This is a genomic window from Klebsiella sp. EMBS2024, assembly GCF_036233805.1.
Taxonomy (GTDB): Bacteria; Pseudomonadota; Gammaproteobacteria; order Enterobacterales; family Enterobacteriaceae; genus Klebsiella; species Klebsiella pneumoniae.
This window is the reverse complement of the sequence record NZ_JAZARW010000001.1, coordinates 3733657-3750389: the sequence shown is the minus strand read 5'-3', so window position 1 is coordinate 3750389 and position 16733 is coordinate 3733657. Positions and strand designations below refer to the sequence as shown.

The window sequence follows — 16733 nt, the reverse complement described above, 5'->3', positions numbered from 1 at the left end:
ACCACTATCAATTCGATGTCGTTTTGATATTATTGTGGGCAGATTTTGTGATTATCGTCGTGGAGATAGAGCGTGGGTAATAATTTGATGCAGGCGGATCTCTCCGTTTGGGGTATGTATCATCATGCCGATATTGTCGTTAAGGTGGTGATGATTGGCCTGATTCTGGCGTCGGTCGTCACATGGGCCATCTTCTTCGGTAAAGGGGCGGAAATCCTCGCCAGCAAGCGTCGCCTCAAACGTGAACAGCAGCAGCTGGCGGAAGCCCGCTCTCTCGATCAGGCCAGCGATATCGCCAGCGCCTTTGAGGCGAAAAGCCTCACCACCCAGCTTATCAATGAAGCGCAGAACGAACTCGAACTCTCTGCCGGTGCCGAAGACAATGAAGGCATCAAGGAACGAACTGGTTTTCGCCTTGAGCGCCGCGTTGCGGCGGTTGGTCGCCATATGGGGCGCGGAAACGGCTATCTGGCGACCATCGGCGCCATTTCCCCGTTTGTGGGCCTGTTTGGTACCGTCTGGGGCATCATGAACAGCTTTATCGGCATCGCCCAGACCCAGACCACCAATCTTGCGGTGGTAGCGCCGGGCATCGCAGAAGCGCTGCTGGCGACGGCCATCGGCCTGTTCGCCGCCATCCCGGCGGTGGTCATCTATAACATCTTCGCCCGCATGATCGGCAGCTACAAGGCCTCGCTCGGCGACGTCGCCGCTCAGGTACTCCTGCTGCAAAGCCGCGATCTGGACCTCAGCGCCAGCGGCGTGAAGCCGGTGCGCAGCGCGCAGAAATTACGGGTAGGTTGATCGGCTATGGCGATGCGTCTTAATGAAAACCTGGACGATAACGGCGAAATGCATGAGATCAACGTGACGCCGTTTATCGACGTCATGCTGGTTCTGCTGATTATCTTTATGGTGGCCGCGCCGCTGGCGACGGTCGACGTGAAGGTCAATCTGCCAGCCTCCTCCAGCCAGCCGCAACCGCGACCGGAAAAACCCATCTACCTGTCGGTGAAGGCGGATAAGAGCATGTTCCTCGGCAACGACCCGGTTACCGAAGCGAATATGATTAACGCCCTGGATAGCCTGACCGCCGGCAAAAAAGATACCACCGTCTTCTTCCGCGCGGATAAAACCGTCGATTACGAGACGATGATGAAAGTGATGGATACCCTGCATCAGGCGGGCTATCTCAAGATCGGGCTGGTGGGCGAAGAGACCGTCAAAGCGAAGTAACCTCCCCCTTTCCACTTTTCTCCTCAGGCTGGCCTTGCGCCAGCTTTTTAATAGGTGACGCAATAACTTGTAAGACCAATCTTATAGATGTGTGACAACTTTCTCAGTTAACAGAAAACATAAACCCGATGCGAAAAATGACAATAGGATAGTTTTTATCCTGCCTCTACAGTGAATACCACTTCATCTGAGAGGGATTATATTGTGAATCACGATAATAAACTGTCATTTGCGGAGAAGCTGGGATATGGCATGGGGGATGCAGCCTGCGGTATCGTTTACTCTTCGGTAACCATGTTTCTGACATGGTTTTATACGGATATTTACGGGCTTTCTGCTGCCGCAGTCGGAGTGATGTTCCTGGTGACGCGGGTTCTGGATGCGATTACCGATCCGCTAACCGGCATTGTTGCAGACCGTGTAAAGACCCGCTGGGGCCATTTTCGCCCGTGGCTTATCTGGTTTGCCGTACCTTATGCCGTGCTGGCGGTAATGACCTTCACGACTCCGGAATTTGGCGCATCGGGTAAACTGGTTTATGCCTACCTGACCTACACCTTACTCATGCTGTGTTACACCTTTATCAATATTCCCTACTGCGCATTGGGCGGAGTCATTACGCGTGATGAGAAGGATCGCCTTTCAGCCCAGTCATATCGTTTTACGATCTCATCTCTGGCCGGTCTGATGGTTTCTGTCGCAACCCTGTTCCTGGTGGATTTTTTCGGTAAAGAAAATAAGCAGTTTGGTTTTCAGGCGACAATGGGAATCATGGGCGCGATCGCTATTGTAATGCTGGCTTTTTGCTTCTTCTNTACCAAAGAACGCGTGGCTCCAGCTGTTGAACAGCAGGGGAGCATACGCGAAGACCTCCGTCAGCTGCTGGCGAATGACCAGTGGCGTATTGTGGCGATAATTACTTTTTTCTCCAGTATGGCCGGGGTTATGCGCAGCGCCGCCACGCTCTATTATGCAACCTACCTGATGTTAGGCGGTGTGGAGTCAGCGGCGGGAACGGCCATGAAATCAGCATTTGTTTCCACCAGCGTCGTTGGCACGATTATCGGCAGCATCGCCGCCGGATGGCTGGCCAAGCGCTATCGCGCGGTATCGCTGTTTAAAAATATCAACCTCCTGCTGGTCCTGGTTGGCGTCGTAATGTTCTTTGTGCCGCCGACCTGGCTGCCGGTGGTGTTCCCTTTATACTTCCTGGTCGGCTTCTTCCATCAGATGTACCAGCCGTTTAAATGGAACATGATGGCCAACGCTGCCGATTATGGCGAATGGAAATTTGGCCGTCGCATCACGGGATTATCCTATTCCGGTAATCTGTTTGCTTTGAAAATGGGCATGGCGGTTGCTGGCGCCGCCGTAGGTTTTTCGCTTGGGCTATTTGGCTATCAGGCGGGCGTAACGGCGCAGACTCCGCTGGCGACAATGGGAATTGTGGGGCTGTTAACCCTCGGTCCATCACTATCTTACCTGCTCCTGTGGTGGCTGGCGCGTTTCTATAAGCTTGATGACAAAATGATGCAGACAATTCAGCGCGAGCTGTCCATGCGTCAGCAGCAGGGGCATTCAGAGACGCATTTGCCGCTAAACGCCGTTCCGGAAAAGGCCTGAGGAGATGCGAAATATGACCCCTTCTGAATACCAGAATCCTATCTTATGCGCCGATTATTCCGACCCGGATATCGTGCGCGTAGGCGATGATTTCTTTATGGTCTCTTCCAGTTTTAACCATGTGCCCGCTTTACCGATCCTGCATTCAACGGACCTGGTTAATTGGACTATCATCAACCACGTTATGGATGAACTGCCGCTACCTGGTTATGACCGGTATCAGCCGGGTAAGGGCGTATGGGCGCCGTCGATTCGCTGGCACGATGGCAAGCTGTGGGTCTGCTTCAGCACGCCAGATGAAGGTATTTTTATCTGCCATACCGAGGATCCGTGGGGGGAATGGAGCGCTCCGCACTGCCTGCGCGAGGCCAGAGGTTGGATAGATCCCTGCCCGTTCTGGGACGACAATGGTCAGGCCTGGTTGGTACATGCCTTCGCCCATAGCCGCAGCGGCATCAAGCATAAACTGCAGTTGTTTGCGATGGCGCCGGACGCCAGCGAATTGCTGGGCGAAGGGCAGATTATCTATGACGGCTGCTGCGATTTACCTACCCTTGAGGGGCCAAAGGTTTATCAACGCGCCGGTTGGTACTACATCTTTGCTCCTGCGGGCGGGGTTGAAAATGGCTGGCAGACGGTACTGCGCGCGCGCCAGATGACGGGGCCCTGGGAAGCCAAAAACGTGCTTTTCCAGGGAAACACCTCGATAAATGGACCACATCAGGGCGGCTGGGTGGAGGGTGAGGAGGGCGAATGCTGGTTTGTTCATTTCCAGGACTTACACCTCTATGGCCGCGTGGTTCACCTCCAGCCGATGTCCTGGGGTAACGATGGCTGGCCGCGTATCGGTGAGCAGATTGGCAACTGCGGCGTCGGACAGCCGGTTTTACGTTGGCAGCGTCCTAAAGGGTTAACGCCTTCACCGGCATTGGCGCCGCAAACCAGCGACTATTTTGCGCAAGGCCAACCGGGAATACAGTGGCAGTGGCAGGCTAACCCCAGCCCTGAGTGGCTGCTGCCGGCGAAAGGCGAACTTCGATTACGCTGCGTCCCATTATCCGAAGTCGATGGACAGAGAGCGTTATACTGGGCGCCGCAGCTGTTGCTGCAGAAATTCCCGGCGCTAACTTTTAGCGCGAAAACAAGCGTAACGTTATATGCCGCTCAGGACGGTGATGCCGGAGGCCTGATCGTATACGGCGAACGCTACGCCGCTTTGCTGGTGGAGTTTGGGCAAGGGGGTTACCGGCTCGTGTGGCGACACGGTTGGATGAGCGATGCGGGCGTGGTGCGCGAAACTCGTCAGGTTCTTGCTGAGCTTAAGTGCGGCAAGTGTCAGCTGCAGGTGGCCGTAGGCGAAGGCGGCCTGTGTCAATTTTTCTGGCGAGCCGAGGAGGAGTGGCGGAAGGTTCCTCTTTGTTTTGCTGCCGGGAAGGGAAAATGGGTCGGCGCGAAATTTGGCCTGCTGGCTGCTTCAATGGTTGGCCTACAAAGCGAGGGCTACTCCGCTTTGCAGGACTTTGAGGTCATACTTTAAAGAAACCGTTTCTGGCCGCCTGCAGATGACGCGGGCGGCTGATGTTGCATAAGCGTTACCCTGTTGCGATATAATGGCGGCCGTTTATGTTAACTGACAGGATCTTATGGAACGCTTTCTGGAAAATGCTATGTACGCCTCGCGCTGGCTGCTGGCGCCGGTTTATTTTGGCCTCTCGCTCGGTCTGATTGCGCTGACCATCAAATTTTTTCAGGAGATCTTCCACATACTGCCGCATATTTTTAGCGTCAGCGAGTCGGATATGATTCTGACCCTGCTGTCGCTGGTGGATATGACCCTGGTGGGCGGTTTGCTGGTGATGGTGATGTTCTCCGGGTATGAAAATTTTGTCTCGCAGCTGGATATTAACGAGGGTAAAGAAAAACTCAGCTGGCTGGGCAAAATGGACGCGACTTCGCTGAAAAATAAGGTTGCCGCCTCCATCGTGGCGATCTCCTCTATTCACCTGCTGCGGGTGTTTATGGATGCGAAAAACGTCCCGGACAATAAGCTGATGTGGTACGTGATTATCCACCTGACCTTCGTGCTTTCGGCCTTTGTGATGGGCTACCTTGATCGTCTGACCAAAGTGAAACACTGATCCCTTCTCTCCCGGCGGTGTTAGCCGCTGGGCTGTTCCTCCCCGTTTTATGCTTTTCTGGGCTGGCGTATGTCCGGGCTTCTGCTTTGCTTAAAGAGCGCTTAACAACGGAGGCAGGGTGATGACGCGATTAACGGCCAAAGATTTCCCGCAGCAGTTGCTCGAATATTATGACTACTATGCCCACGGCAAAATCAGTAAACGCGAGTTTCTCCAGCTGGCGGGGAAATATACTGTCGGCGGGATGACCGCGCTGGCGCTGTTTAATCTGCTGAAGCCCGACTATGCCCTGGCAGAGCAGGTACCGTTCACCGACCCGGATATCCGCCCGGAGTATATTCATTATCCCTCTCCTGACGGTCACGGCGAAGTGCGGGCTTACCTGGTGACGCCGACAAAAATAGCCGACAAAGCGCCCGCTGTGGTGGTGGTGCATGAGAACCGCGGCCTGAACCCCTATATTGAAGATGTAGCCCGGCGGGTAGCGAAAGCGGGGTACATCGCGCTGGCGCCGGATGGCCTGAGCGCCGTCGGCGGCTATCCGGGGAATGATGATGAAGGCCGCGCCCTACAGCAGAAAGTCGATCCCGTGAAGCTGATGAATGATTTTTTTGCGGCGGTCGCGTTTATGGCGAACTATCCACAGGCGACGGGGAAGGTCGGTATCACCGGTTTTTGCTACGGCGGCGGCGTCAGCAACGCGGCGGCGGTGGCGATCCCCGAGCTGGCCTGCGCGGTGCCGTTTTACGGTCGCCAGCCGCCGCTGAAGGAGGTTGATAAAATTAAAGCGCCGCTGCTGCTGCACTATGCCGGCCTCGATAGCGGCATTAATGAAGGCTGGCCTGCCTATGAACAGGCGTTGAAGGAACACCATAAAGTCTACGAGGCCTATTTCTATCAGGGCGTGAATCACGGCTTTCATAATGATTCCACGCCGCGCTACGATCGGGCTGCGGCTGATCTGGCCTGGCAACGCACGCTGGCATGGTTTGAGAAGTATTTACGCTAGCGCAACAGTCATAAATAGCGCTACCGCTCGCTCAAAAAAACGCTATATAATTTATTATATAACGATTGGGAGGGCGCGATGGAAAATCATTTTGGCAAAGGCTTAATGGCGGGGCTACAGGCATCCTATGCTGACACCGCCGCGCATGCGGCGAATTTTTGCGCCGACTATAAACGCGGGTTTGTGCTCGGCTACTCGCACCGCATGTTTGAAAAAACCGGCGACCGCCAGCTCAGCGCCTGGGAAGCGGGGATCCTCACCCGTCGCTATGGCCTGGACAGGGATATGGTGATGGATTTCTTCAAAGAAGGTGGGTCGGGTATGGCGATGCGATATTTTCTGGCGGGCTATCGGCTGGAAAGCTAAACAGGACGGCTTCGCAGGCGGAACCGTCCTGTAGTGGGAACCCTTTCCCGTCAACGGGAAAGGGTGAAGACCTTACGCCTGGCGCTTATCTTCTGTTTGGGTGTCAAAGTCGCGGGCGTCATGGCGCTCATGCAGCTGCTCATTGAGCGGGCCGTTGGTGCGGTTGACGATGCGTCCGCGCTTGACGGCCGGGCGGTTGCCGACATCCTGCGCCCAGCGCAGCACGTTTTTATAGCTCCCGGCGTCGAGGAACTCCGCCGCGTTATAGACATTGCCCAGCACTACGTTGCCATACCACGGCCAGACAGCCATATCGGCGATGGTGTACTCCTCGCCGGCCACATAGCGACCGCGGGCGAGCTGTTTGTCCAGAACGTCGAGCTGGCGTTTGGCTTCCATCGTAAAGCGGTCGATCGCGTACTCGATCTTCACTGGCGCATAGTTATAGAAGTGGCCGAAGCCGCCGCCGAGGAACGGCGCCGCGCCCTGCAGCCAGAATAGCCAGTTGAGGGTTTCGGTGCGACCGGCAGGATCTTTCGGCAGGAAGAAACCAAATTTTTCCGCCAGATAGAGAAGAATGTTGCCGGACTCAAATACCCGGGTCGGCGGCGTGGTGGAATGGTCGCTGAGGGCCGGGATCTTCGAGTTCGGGTTGATCTCGACAAAGCCGCTGGAAAACTGATCCCCTTCGCCAATGCGTATCAGCCAGGCGTCGTACTCCGCGCCGCTGACGCCCAGCGCCAGCAGCTCTTCCAGCATGATCGTCACCTTCTGGCCGTTGGGCGTGCCGAGTGAGTATAGCTGGAGCGGATGGGTTCCCACCGGCAGGACGCGTTCATGAGTCGCGCCGGAAACGGGACGGTTGATGTTGGCGAACGCGCCGCCGCTGTTTTGCTTCCATTCCCACACTTTTGGTGGCTGGTAGTTTTGCTCTGACATGCTGGTTTGCCTTTTTCGTGGATGTACAAAAAGTGTAGCAGGTGACCTCAGGCCATAATCCGCGCGGCCCACACGCTGACATCATCGCCGCTGCCCAGATCCGGCTGCACCAGGCCGTTGACCATAAAGGTCGGCGAGACATGGATGCCGTTCTGACGGGCGTATTTACTGTGCCACTTGATCACGTCCTGCAGCTCCGGGCGGGCAAAGGCGGCCCCCAGCAGCACGTGACTGTAGCGTTCAATGCGCTCAATGATTTGCTGCGGCGTGGCGTTCATATTCGGCCCTCTGCAGTGATCGGTAAACTCAAACTCTTCACGATGGTCGGCCACGGCCTGCATCACCTTATGCGCCTGCTCTCTGCCGTGCTGCAGGGTGGACGCGGCGAGGATGCAGCGGACGATAACCCCGGAGAACAGATGCCACGGCTGCGACTGCAGGCGTATCTTGATGGTCACGTTATCGGCGCCGACCTCATCGAGCAGATCGTCGAGTTTATTAAACGCGCGGACAGAGTAGGGGCAGGTGGGCTCAAGGAACACCTCAAACGTCCGCGGGCCGTGTCCCCAGACCAGCGGTTGGGCATTCAGATGCGAGGGTGTGCTCATTGTCGACTCCTGATGTTGCGTTGTTTTTTTGTTATATCACCGACAACGATATCACTTTTGTTTCCGGCTGCAGGGTTATTTTCCTTAACGGCACGATTAGCGAAACGAATGAGTGGTATCATCGTTACACCTCTGTCTGGTAAGTGCCTGCGGCAGGATAAGAAGAGGGAGTTTTGTTTCGCCAACTGCCCGGGCTGCATTAATTTGAGGTCAGGCTAAATGAGCAAAGGATCGACAAGCAGTGACGCCCCGTTTGGGACATTGTTAGGCTATGCACCCGGTGGCGTAGCGATTTATTCATCGAATTACAGTAGCTTAAATCCGCAGGACTACCCGGATGACGCGACGTTTCGCAGCTACATCGGCAATGAGTATATGGGGCATAAATGGCAGTGCGTGGAGTTTGCGCGCCGCTTTCTGTTCCTGACCTATGGCTTTGTCTTCACCGATGTGGGGATGGCTTATGAAATCTTCTCCCTGCGTTTCCTGCGCGAAGTGGTCAATGACAATATTCTGCCGCTGCAGGCCTTCGCCAACGGCTCCCGCCGTCCGCCTATCGCTGGTTCGCTGCTGATCTGGCAGAAGGGGGGCGAGTTTAAGCACACCGGCCATGTGGCGGTGATCACCCAGCTTGTCGGCAATAAGGTGCGTATCGCCGAGCAGAACGTGATTCACTCGCCGCTGCCGCAGGGCCAGCAGTGGACCCGCGAGCTGACCCTCGAGGTCAACGACGGCCGGTACACCATCAAAGATACCTTTGCCGATACCGAAATTTTAGGCTGGATGATCCAGACCGCCGATACCGAACACAGCCTGCCGCAGCCGGTGCTGCCGGGCGAGGCGATGGCCATCAAAGGCGCGCGGCTGCCAAACAACGGCCAGTTTCGCGGTAAATGGCTGAACGAGAAAGACCCGCTGCAGAAAGCCTACGTGGCAGCCAACGGTCATTTCATCAACCAGGATCCCTATCAGTATTTCACCATCAGCGAAAGTGCCGAACAGGAGCTGATCAAAGCCACCAACGAGCTGCACCTGATGTATCTGCACGCCACCGATAAGGTGATGAAGGATGACAACCTGCTGGCGCTGTTCGATATTCCGAAAATTCTCTGGCCTCGTCTGCGCCTCTCGTGGCAGCGCCGCCGTCATCATATGATCACCGGGCGCATGGATTTTTGCATGGACGAGCGCGGGCTGAAGGTGTACGAGTACAATGCCGATTCCGCTTCCTGCCATACCGAAGGCGGGCTGATCCTCGAACAGTGGCTGAAGCAGGGCTACTACGGCACCGGCCACAATCCGGCGGAAGGTCTGCTCGATGAGCTGGCGGGGGCGTGGAAACACAGCCGGGCGCGGCCCTTCGTCCACATCATGCAGGACAAGGATCTGGAAGAGAACTACCACGCGCAGTTTATTCAGCGTTCGCTGACCCAGGCCGGTTTTGAGAGCAAAATTCTCTTTGGTCTTGATGAGCTGCGCTGGGACGCTGCCGGTCAGCTGATCGACGCCGACGGGCGGCTGGTCAACTGCGTCTGGAAAACCTGGGCATGGGAAACCGCCATTGAGCAGGTGCGCGAAGTCAGCGCCGAGGAGTACGCGGCGGTACCGATTCGTACCGGACATCCGCAGAATGAGGTGCGGCTGATTGACGTCCTGCTGCGTCCTGAAGTATTGGTATTCGAACCCCTGTGGACGGTGATCCCCGGCAACAAAGCCATTCTGCCGGTGCTGTGGTCGCTGTTCCCGCATCATCGCTATCTGCTGGATACCGATTTTGAGGTTAACGACGAGCTGGCGAAAACCGGCTATGCGGTGAAGCCTATTTCCGGGCGCTGCGGCAACAATATCGACCTGATCGGCCCTCAGGATGAACTTCTGGATAAGACCAGCGGCCAGTTTGTCGATCGCAAGAATATCTACCAGCAGCTGTGGTGCCTGCCGAAAGTGGACGGTAAGTACATTCAGGTGTGCACATTTACCGTCGGCGGTAACTACGGCGGTACCTGCCTGCGCGGCGATTCGTCGCTGGTGGTGAAAAAAGAGAGCGATATCGAGCCGTTAATCGTTTTGAAAGACAAAGCATGACGTACGAAACCCGGGTAGCGGCATACCCCTGTCCGGGTGACAACGTACTGAAAAGGATAGCCCCGGCATGGTAAGCGCCGCCGGGGAGCACCTGCAACAAAGCCAAGATAATTAACACAACAACAAGACAGAAAAGGAAAATAGTATGCACGATCGGCGTCTCGCCGCCCGCGCGGGTGAACTCAAGCCCTCCGCCGTCCGCGAACTTCTCAAGCACAGTAAACTGCCCGGCGTGATTTCGCTTGGCGGCGGCATTCCGGCCCCGGAACTGTTTGATACCGAAGGCCTGGAGCTGGCGGTGCAGAAGGTGATGAGCGAGCGTTTTAATGACGCATTCCAGTACGGTCTGACGGAAGGCTACCCGCCGCTGCGCCAGGCGGTGAGTGAAATTTGCCACTCCCGTGGCGTCGCCTGTTCAGCCGCCCAGGTCTATATCACCTCCGGCTCCCAGCAATCGCTGGATATCGTTGCCCGTACGCTGCTCGATCCGGGCGATACTATCGTCGTTGAGCGTCCCACCTATCTGGCGGCGCTGCAGGTATTTCAGCTGGCGCAGGCCAATATTCTCAGCGTTGACACCGACGATGACGGGATGCTGGTGGAGCAGCTGGCCGACCTGCTGGAGACCACCCGCGTCAAAGCTGTTTACCTGGTGCCGACGTTCGGCAATCCCGGCGGCAAAACGCTGAGCGAGGCGCGTCGTCGCCGGTTGGTTGAGCTGGCGAAAAAATATGATTTCGTCATTCTGGAAGACGATCCCTACGGCGAAATTAGCTTTACAGACGCCGTTCGGCGCCCGCTCTATCAGCATGCGGTCGAGCTGGGCTGTGAAGATCAGGTGGTTTACACCTCGACTTTTTCGAAAATCCTCGCGCCAGGGATGCGTATCGGCTGGATCGTCATGCCGGACTGGCTGGCGCAGCAGACGGTGATTGTGAAGCAGGCGGCGGATCTGCATACCAATATGCTGTCGCAGGTGATCACTGCGGAATACCTCAGTCTGAACCGGCTGGATAACCAGATTGCGTTGATTCGCGAAGACTACCGCAAGAAGTGCGTGGCGCTGGCCGATGCGCTGGAAAGCCGCCTTGGCGAGCACCTGGAATTCAGCCGCCCGCAGGGGGGGATGTTCCTGTGGGCGCGTTTCCGCTATCCGTTCGATACCATGGAATGGATGAAGAAAACGCTGGAAAACGGCGTGGTGTACGTCCCGGGTGAAGCGTTCTATCACGATAAGCCGGATACCCGTACCCTGCGTCTTTCTTACTCCACGGTGTCAGAAGCCGGATTGCTGACGGCCGTTGAGCGGCTGGCGGCCTCCCTGTAACGTCTCTGCTGTGCGCCGCTTTTCGGCGGCGCGCAGCCCTGCGTGACGTTAACGTCCAGCGCAGGGTCAATCCGTTTCGGCGATCCGGTCATCGAGCCAGACCAGCATCAGCGCTGCGAGAAAAGCCAGCGCAAAGGTTCCAATAAACAACCACATAGACGTCCCTCGCGGGTTAATTATTTTGCTGATTCTACCGGAGAGCGATCGTTGCGGTCGGCGATGGAGATTTTAGTTCCGGCGGAATGGCTGGCGAGAGAGAAAAAGTCATCGGCATCAATATCGAAGTTAAGAATAATTTCCCTGTATTTTCCACCGTTAATTAACGCTTTGGCTTCTTTAACACTACTGGCAATAATGACAGGCATCAGTTTTATCTCATTTTGAAAACTGTGAAGCAAAATAAGAGTTAGTTCGTACCAGATCAACTACTTTTTATCGTATTCCGCCGCAGAAAAAACGTCGTACTGTGACGCGACTACGACCGGATATTTTGTGACAGCGATCCGGTCATCAACAGCACAATCTTATTCGACGCTGGCGATATGCTGCAATTTTGCCAACTCGTCAGGATGATTTCCCCTGTTGTTTTTCGCGCAATATCTCGCCGCAGCGCTGCTTGTCCTGACGCAGCGCCTGCTGTTCCTGCGGGCTGAGCTGGCGCCAGGTATCCAGCATCCGCTGCCCCAGCGCCGGAAGGTAATGGGTTTTATGCAGCGCGTAGTCAGAATTTCCCCCCTCGACGATATTCTGCATATCGTGGAGGAACTGGCGGCTGTCGTCATGATCGATTATGCAAAATACCGCCCGGTAGTAAGCTTCATCTTCCTCGGTGTAATGCGGGGTGAACCACCAGACCAGCAGCGCGATAAGCGCCAGTAGCGGGATAATTAAGGATAATTTTTTCAACATCAGTTTTTCGGCCGGAGACAATCAGCCGTCAGTGTACCTGCAACGACGGCCTGATGTAAGCGCCGGCCCCGGCGGGCCGGCACAGGCTAGTAGCCGACCGGGTAGATGCGGCCGGTCTGAACGCCTTCAATGCTGCGGCGATAGGCCTGCGCCACGGCGGCGGCGGGAACGCTGGGGAAGCCCGGGAAAAAGTCGCCGTAGGCCGCCAGCGACTCGCTGAGCACGGTGGGGCTGATGAGATTGATGCGGATCCCGCGCGGCAGTTCGCAGGCGGCGGCGCGGACAAAGCCTTCCAGACCGGCGTTGACCGTCGTGGCATTGACCCCCTGAGCAATGGGTTCCTGCGCGACAATACCGCTGACCAGGGTAATCGACCCCCCGTCGCGCAGAAAATGCTGGCCGACCAGCGCCAGGCGAATTTGTCCCAGCAGCTTGTCCTGCAGCCCGAGGTTGAACTGGCTGTCGGTCATGGTGCTTAACGGCCCAAAGTGCAGATTGCCGGTGGTGGAGACGATGGCATCTACTTCACCCGTTTGGGCAAATAGCGCCTCGACGCTCTCCTGCGAGGTGATATCCACCTGATAATCTCCCCGGGTGCGGCCGACGCGGATAACCTCATGTCTCTGACTCAGTTCTTCGCTGACCGCGCGACCGATGGTGCCGCTGGCACCGATAACGATAATTTTCATGGCAGACTCCTGATGAGGTGAGAGGCTATTTTTTAATAAAAGTAATCTCGGACAAACTGGCTAAAAGTTAGAACATTACTAACCAGAGGTTAGCAATATGGACAAATTACGAGGGATGGAGACGTTTATTGCCGTGGTGGAGTGCGGCAGCTTTACCGGGGCGGCGTCGCGCCTGGGGCTGTCGGCGGTGATGGTTGGGAAATATATCGCCCAGTTGGAAAGCCAGCTGGCGACGCGTCTGCTGGAGCGTAACACCCGACGCCAGAGCCTCACCGACGCCGGGCGAGTCTATTTTGACGAAGCGAAACGGGTGATGGAGCAGGTCTCCATCGCCGAAAGCGCGGTCGAGCGGCTGCGGCTGGCGCCGGCCGGCACCCTGCGGGTGAGCGCTCCCACCTCGTTCGGCGCCAGCGTGATCGCGCCCCTGACCGCCACCTTCCTGCAGGTCTGGCCTGCGGTCCGGGTGGAACTGGATCTGACTAACCGGATGGTCGATCTGGTGGATGAGGGGTTCGATCTGGCGATCCGTATCGGCGAGATCCATCAGGAGGATCTGGTGGCTCGCTACCTGGCGCCGTATCGGATGGTGATCTGCGCCGCGCCGGCTTATCTGGCGCGTTACGGGACCCCCGGGACGCCAGAGGATCTCGCCGATCATCTCTGTCTGTCCCATACGGTCTGGACCGCCCGCAACGAGTGGCGGCTGCCGGGCGTAGAGGGAGAAGTGCGCTGGAAACGCGATGCGGTTTTGCGCTGCAACGATGGCTACGCGCTGCGCCAGGCGGCGATCGCCGGGGCCGGGCTGCTGATGCAGCCGGAGGTACTGCTGGCCGATGCGCTGGCCAGCGGCAGCCTGGTGCGCGTGCTGGAGGCGTGGACTCCGCAGNCGCGGCCTGTGCATCTGCTCTGGCGCCAGGATCGTCGGCCCCTGCCGAAGCTGACGCAGTTTATCGCCCACCTTCAGCAGGGAATGGCCGACGCGCTGACAACGACCCGCGCGTCGGAATAATCACTCCGCCCGCAGCGCCTGCTGCCAGTCGGCAATCAGATCGTTGGGATCTTCGATCCCCACCGACAGGCGGATCAGCTGCGGTGTGATACCGTTCGCCAGGCGTTTCTCCAGCGGGATCGAGGCATGGGTCATGCTGAAGGGCTGGCTCACCAGACTCTCCACGCCGCCCAGGCTCTCCGCAAGCGTAAACCAGCGCAGCTTGCTGATGATGCGCTCGGCGTAACCTTCATCGCCCTTCACCACCACCGAAATCATGCCGCCGGGCAGGGCCATTTGCTGGCGCGCCAGCTGATGATGCGGGTGCGAAGCCAGCCAGGGAAACCAGACTCGCTCCACTTCCGGCTGCTGTTCCAGCCATTCGGCGAGCTGCAGCGCGTTCGCGCTGTGGCGCTCCATCCGCAGCGCCAGGGTACGGATGCCGCGCAGCGTCAGGAAGCTGCTGAACGGGTCAAGCACGCCGCCTACCGCATTCTGCAGATAGCCAAGCTTTTCCGCGAGCCCGGAGTTATCGCCAACCACCGCCAGGCCGGCGACGACATCGGAATGGCCGTTGAGGTACTTGGTCGCGGAGTGCACCACAATATCAAACCCATGCTCCAGCGGGCGATGGATCGCCGGCGAAGCAAAGGTGTTATCGGCGACGCTGATCAGGTTATGGCGGCGCGCGATGGCGGCGATGGCGCTGAGATCCGCGAGCTTCAGCAGCGGGTTGGTGGGCGTTTCCACCCAGATCATGCGGGTGTCGGGGCGGATCGCCGCTTCAATTCCCGCCAGGTCGTCGGGTTTCACCCAGCTCACCTGCAGACCCGCGCTACGGCGGCGAACGTTTTCCAGCAGGCGGTAAGTGCCGCCATACACATCATCGACCGCCACCAGGTGACTGTCCTTATCCAGCAGCTCCAGCACGGTGGAGATGGCGGCCAGCCCGGAGGCGAACGCGTAGCCGCGCGTGCCGTTTTCCAGGTCGGCGATCGCCGTCTCCAGCGCGTGGCGGGTGGGATTCCCGCTGCGGGAATATTCATAACCGGTATGCTGCCCCGGCGCTGGCTGAGCAAAAGTGGAGGTGGCATAAATCGGCGGCATCACTGCGCCGTGGCTGTCGGTGAAGGTTCCGCTATGTACACTCAGGGTGTGGATAGATGACATAAAAAATTCCTTATTGTGCGACTCGGTTACGCCAGGCGGTCAATACATCGCTGCGGGTGACCAGGCCAAGAAAACGCGCGTTGTCAGCGATCACCGCCACCAGACCGCGATCGAGAATGGCCTGCAGTTCGCTCTCGGGCGCATGCTTATCGAGGGTTTCAACATGGCGACTCATCGCTTCGCTAACCGGTAGGGAGAAGCGTTGGCGATCGCCCTGTACGTGGCGGATCAAATCCCACTCATCGACGATGCCGACCACGCGGCCATCCTCCAGAACCGGCAGCTGGGAGATGTCATACAGCCGCATGCGGGTAAAGACCGCGGCCAGGGTGTCGTCCGGCGCGGCCGTGACGGTAGCGCCTTCGTCATGGCGCAGGGCGATAAAATCACTGAGATCGCCCTGTTCGGGGCGGGCGATCAGTCCTTGCTGGCGCATCCAGTCGTCGTTGAACATTTTGGACAGGTATTTATTGCCGCTGTCGCAGGCGAAGGTTACTACCCGTTTCGGACGGCTTTGCGTCCGGCAGTAGCGCAGCGCGGCGCTGAGCAGGGTGCCGGTGGAAGAGCCGGCCAGCACGCCTTCGACCTGCAGCAGCTGGCGCGCAGTCTGGAATGCTTCGCGGTCGCTGACGCGATACGCGGTATGTACCCCCTCCAGCCTGGCCAGCGGCGGGATAAAATCTTCGCCGATCCCTTCGACCAGCCAGGATCCCGTTTCGCCGTAGCGTCCGGTGTCGACCTGATCGGCTAGGATCGAACCCGCCGGATCGGCGAGAATAAATTCCGTTTTCGGCGAGTGCTCAGCAAACCAGGCCTGAAGCCCACCCAGCGTGCCGCCGGAGCCGACGCCGACGACGATGGCGTCGATGTCGCCCTCCAGCTGCTGATAAAGCTCCGGCGCAGTGGAGGTGGCATGGGCCAGCGGATTAGCGTCGTTGTTAAACTGGTCGATATAAAAGGCGCCCGGCGTTTCATCGGCAAGGCGGCGGGCATAATCCTGGTAGTAGGCCGGGTGGCCTTTATTGACGTCGGAGCGGGTGAGCAGCACCGTCGCGCCCAGCGCCCGCAGATGAAAGATTTTCTCGCGGCTCATTTTGTCCGGCACCACCAGGATCAGGCGGTAATTTTTCTGCGCCGCGATCAGCGCCAGGCCGAGACCGGTGTTGCCGGCGGTGGCTTCGATAATCGTTCCCCCGGGCGCCAGTTTTCCCTGGCGCTCGGCTTCATTAATCATCGACAGCGCAACCCGATCTTTAATTGACCCGCCGGGGTTCTGATTTTCCAGTTTTAAAAACAGACTGCAGGGCCCGGTATCCAGTTTGTGCAACTGGAGCAGGGGAGTATGACCGATCAGGTCGCTCACGGAATGAAAAAGTGACATAACCATTTACCCACTCGTTTAAGATATTTTTGCATACTAGAACTGTGAAAACGGTTGTTTAAAGAATATTTCTCTGTCATTTAGCGCAAAATGGAATATAAGATGCTATTTGGCCATCTGGAGGGAAAGCAGGGCAGCCACCTGGGCGGATCGATTTCCAGAAAAGGGCGTTTCTAGCCGCTTTTAGCGGGAAAATGGCGATTTTAATCAGTGTGTTATCTGATATCTGAAAATGTATTTGCGAAAAGATTCTATGGGGAATAGG

At 57.2% G+C, this 16733-nt stretch carries 19 protein-coding genes; 11 read left to right on the top strand and 8 right to left on the bottom strand.

Annotated features, from left to right (window positions below; all coding sequences use genetic code 11):
* Positions 1–72: 72 nt before the first annotated feature.
* The 7 genes from exbB (at position 73) to VZP09_RS17150 (ending at position 6372) form a co-directional block, all read left to right on the top strand.
* A complete protein-coding gene (gene exbB / locus VZP09_RS17180; RefSeq protein WP_004174395.1) occupies positions 73–804 on the top strand; it encodes a tol-pal system-associated acyl-CoA thioesterase in 732 nt (243 codons plus the stop codon).
* A 6-nt stretch (positions 805–810) separates the two neighbouring features.
* The gene (gene exbD, locus VZP09_RS17175) at positions 811–1236 is read left to right on the top strand and encodes a TonB system transport protein ExbD (RefSeq protein ID WP_002916785.1); all 426 of its coding nucleotides are present in this window, start codon (positions 811–813) and stop codon (positions 1234–1236) included.
* A 204-nt stretch (positions 1237–1440) separates the two neighbouring features.
* Positions 1441–2859, top strand: coding sequence for an MFS transporter (locus tag VZP09_RS17170; protein WP_328795497.1), 1419 nt, complete (start codon positions 1441–1443; stop codon positions 2857–2859).
* A gap of 13 nt (positions 2860–2872) precedes the next feature.
* Positions 2873–4396 (top strand): glycoside hydrolase family 43 protein, encoded by a 1524-nt coding sequence (locus VZP09_RS17165; RefSeq protein ID WP_032415551.1) that lies wholly within the window; start codon positions 2873–2875, stop codon positions 4394–4396.
* 106 nt (positions 4397–4502) lie between these two features.
* Positions 4503–4997, top strand: a complete 495-nt coding sequence (locus VZP09_RS17160; protein WP_004105804.1) for a TIGR00645 family protein — start codon at positions 4503–4505, stop codon at positions 4995–4997.
* A 121-nt stretch (positions 4998–5118) separates the two neighbouring features.
* Positions 5119–6006, top strand: a complete 888-nt coding sequence (gene yghX, locus VZP09_RS17155) for a YghX family hydrolase (protein ID WP_004144560.1) — start codon at positions 5119–5121, stop codon at positions 6004–6006.
* 78 nt (positions 6007–6084) lie between these two features.
* A complete protein-coding gene (locus VZP09_RS17150; RefSeq protein ID WP_002916743.1) occupies positions 6085–6372 on the top strand; it encodes a DUF2623 domain-containing protein in 288 nt (95 codons plus the stop codon).
* Positions 6373–6444: 72 nt separating this feature from the next.
* On the opposite strand, the gene yghU is transcribed toward VZP09_RS17150, so the two are convergent.
* Both yghU and VZP09_RS17140 read right to left on the bottom strand, forming a co-directional pair.
* Complete coding sequence (yghU, locus tag VZP09_RS17145) at positions 6445–7311, bottom strand: glutathione-dependent disulfide-bond oxidoreductase (RefSeq protein WP_002916742.1); 867 nt, start codon at positions 7309–7311, stop codon at positions 6445–6447.
* Positions 7312–7358: 47 nt separating this feature from the next.
* Positions 7359–7919: a DsbA family protein gene (locus VZP09_RS17140; RefSeq protein WP_032415550.1), complete on the bottom strand. Its 561-nt coding sequence runs from the start codon at positions 7917–7919 to the stop codon at positions 7359–7361.
* 20 nt (positions 7920–7939) lie between these two features.
* Here VZP09_RS17140 and VZP09_RS17135 point away from each other — a divergent pair, with 20 nt between their 5' ends.
* From VZP09_RS17135 to VZP09_RS17125, 3 genes are all read left to right on the top strand, one after another.
* Complete coding sequence (locus tag VZP09_RS17135) at positions 7940–8062, top strand: hypothetical protein (protein ID WP_004217169.1); 123 nt, start codon at positions 7940–7942, stop codon at positions 8060–8062.
* A gap of 76 nt (positions 8063–8138) precedes the next feature.
* Positions 8139–10004 carry a bifunctional glutathionylspermidine amidase/synthase gene (gss, locus tag VZP09_RS17130; protein ID WP_002916740.1) on the top strand — a complete coding sequence of 622 codons (1866 nt, stop codon included), beginning with the start codon at positions 8139–8141 and terminating at the stop codon, positions 10002–10004.
* Between the two features lie 145 nt (positions 10005–10149).
* The gene (locus tag VZP09_RS17125; protein WP_004149825.1) at positions 10150–11331 is read left to right on the top strand and encodes an aminotransferase-like domain-containing protein; all 1182 of its coding nucleotides are present in this window, start codon (positions 10150–10152) and stop codon (positions 11329–11331) included.
* Between the two features lie 176 nt (positions 11332–11507).
* Here VZP09_RS17125 and VZP09_RS17120 read toward each other — a convergent pair whose 3' ends face one another.
* The 3 genes from VZP09_RS17120 to VZP09_RS17110 form a co-directional block, all read right to left on the bottom strand.
* Entirely contained in the window at positions 11508–11696 is a 189-nt protein-coding gene (locus tag VZP09_RS17120; protein WP_002916738.1) for a hypothetical protein, read from the bottom strand.
* A gap of 199 nt (positions 11697–11895) precedes the next feature.
* Complete coding sequence (locus VZP09_RS17115) at positions 11896–12240, bottom strand: hypothetical protein (protein WP_004185642.1); 345 nt, start codon at positions 12238–12240, stop codon at positions 11896–11898.
* A gap of 86 nt (positions 12241–12326) precedes the next feature.
* A complete protein-coding gene (locus tag VZP09_RS17110; RefSeq protein ID WP_004174410.1) occupies positions 12327–12929 on the bottom strand; it encodes a short chain dehydrogenase in 603 nt (200 codons plus the stop codon).
* 97 nt (positions 12930–13026) lie between these two features.
* Here VZP09_RS17110 and VZP09_RS17105 point away from each other — a divergent pair, with 97 nt between their 5' ends.
* On the top strand, positions 13027–13938 hold the full coding sequence (locus VZP09_RS17105; RefSeq protein ID WP_328795297.1) for a LysR family transcriptional regulator: 912 nt from the start codon (positions 13027–13029) through the stop codon (positions 13936–13938).
* On the opposite strand, the gene VZP09_RS17100 is transcribed toward VZP09_RS17105, so the two are convergent.
* From VZP09_RS17100 to VZP09_RS17090, 3 genes are all read right to left on the bottom strand, one after another.
* Entirely contained in the window at positions 13939–15087 is a 1149-nt protein-coding gene (locus VZP09_RS17100; protein WP_020316731.1) for a trans-sulfuration enzyme family protein, read from the bottom strand.
* Between the two features lie 10 nt (positions 15088–15097).
* Positions 15098–16474, bottom strand: a complete 1377-nt coding sequence (locus VZP09_RS17095) for a pyridoxal-phosphate dependent enzyme (protein WP_075211305.1) — start codon at positions 16472–16474, stop codon at positions 15098–15100.
* 70 nt (positions 16475–16544) lie between these two features.
* Positions 16545–16733: hypothetical protein (locus VZP09_RS17090; protein ID WP_276408228.1), on the bottom strand; the 189-nt coding region annotated here is incomplete at its 5' end.

Coding starts and splice junctions, on each gene's coding strand:
- exbD (WP_002916785.1), top strand. CDS start 811: ATGGCGATGCGTCTTAATGAAAACCTGGACGATAACGGCGAAATGCAT.
- VZP09_RS17165 (WP_032415551.1), top strand. CDS start 2,873: ATGACCCCTTCTGAATACCAGAATCCTATCTTATGCGCCGATTATTCC.
- VZP09_RS17160 (WP_004105804.1), top strand. CDS start 4,503: ATGGAACGCTTTCTGGAAAATGCTATGTACGCCTCGCGCTGGCTGCTG.
- yghX (WP_004144560.1), top strand. CDS start 5,119: ATGACGCGATTAACGGCCAAAGATTTCCCGCAGCAGTTGCTCGAATAT.
- VZP09_RS17150 (WP_002916743.1), top strand. CDS start 6,085: ATGGAAAATCATTTTGGCAAAGGCTTAATGGCGGGGCTACAGGCATCC.
- yghU (WP_002916742.1), bottom strand. CDS start 7,311: ATGTCAGAGCAAAACTACCAGCCACCAAAAGTGTGGGAATGGAAGCAA.
- VZP09_RS17140 (WP_032415550.1), bottom strand. CDS start 7,919: ATGAGCACACCCTCGCATCTGAATGCCCAACCGCTGGTCTGGGGACAC.
- gss (WP_002916740.1), top strand. CDS start 8,139: ATGAGCAAAGGATCGACAAGCAGTGACGCCCCGTTTGGGACATTGTTA.
- VZP09_RS17125 (WP_004149825.1), top strand. CDS start 10,150: ATGCACGATCGGCGTCTCGCCGCCCGCGCGGGTGAACTCAAGCCCTCC.
- VZP09_RS17120 (WP_002916738.1), bottom strand. CDS start 11,696: ATGCCTGTCATTATTGCCAGTAGTGTTAAAGAAGCCAAAGCGTTAATT.
- VZP09_RS17115 (WP_004185642.1), bottom strand. CDS start 12,240: ATGTTGAAAAAATTATCCTTAATTATCCCGCTACTGGCGCTTATCGCG.
- VZP09_RS17110 (WP_004174410.1), bottom strand. CDS start 12,929: ATGAAAATTATCGTTATCGGTGCCAGCGGCACCATCGGTCGCGCGGTC.
- VZP09_RS17100 (WP_020316731.1), bottom strand. CDS start 15,087: ATGTCATCTATCCACACCCTGAGTGTACATAGCGGAACCTTCACCGAC.
- VZP09_RS17095 (WP_075211305.1), bottom strand. CDS start 16,474: ATGGTTATGTCACTTTTTCATTCCGTGAGCGACCTGATCGGTCATACT.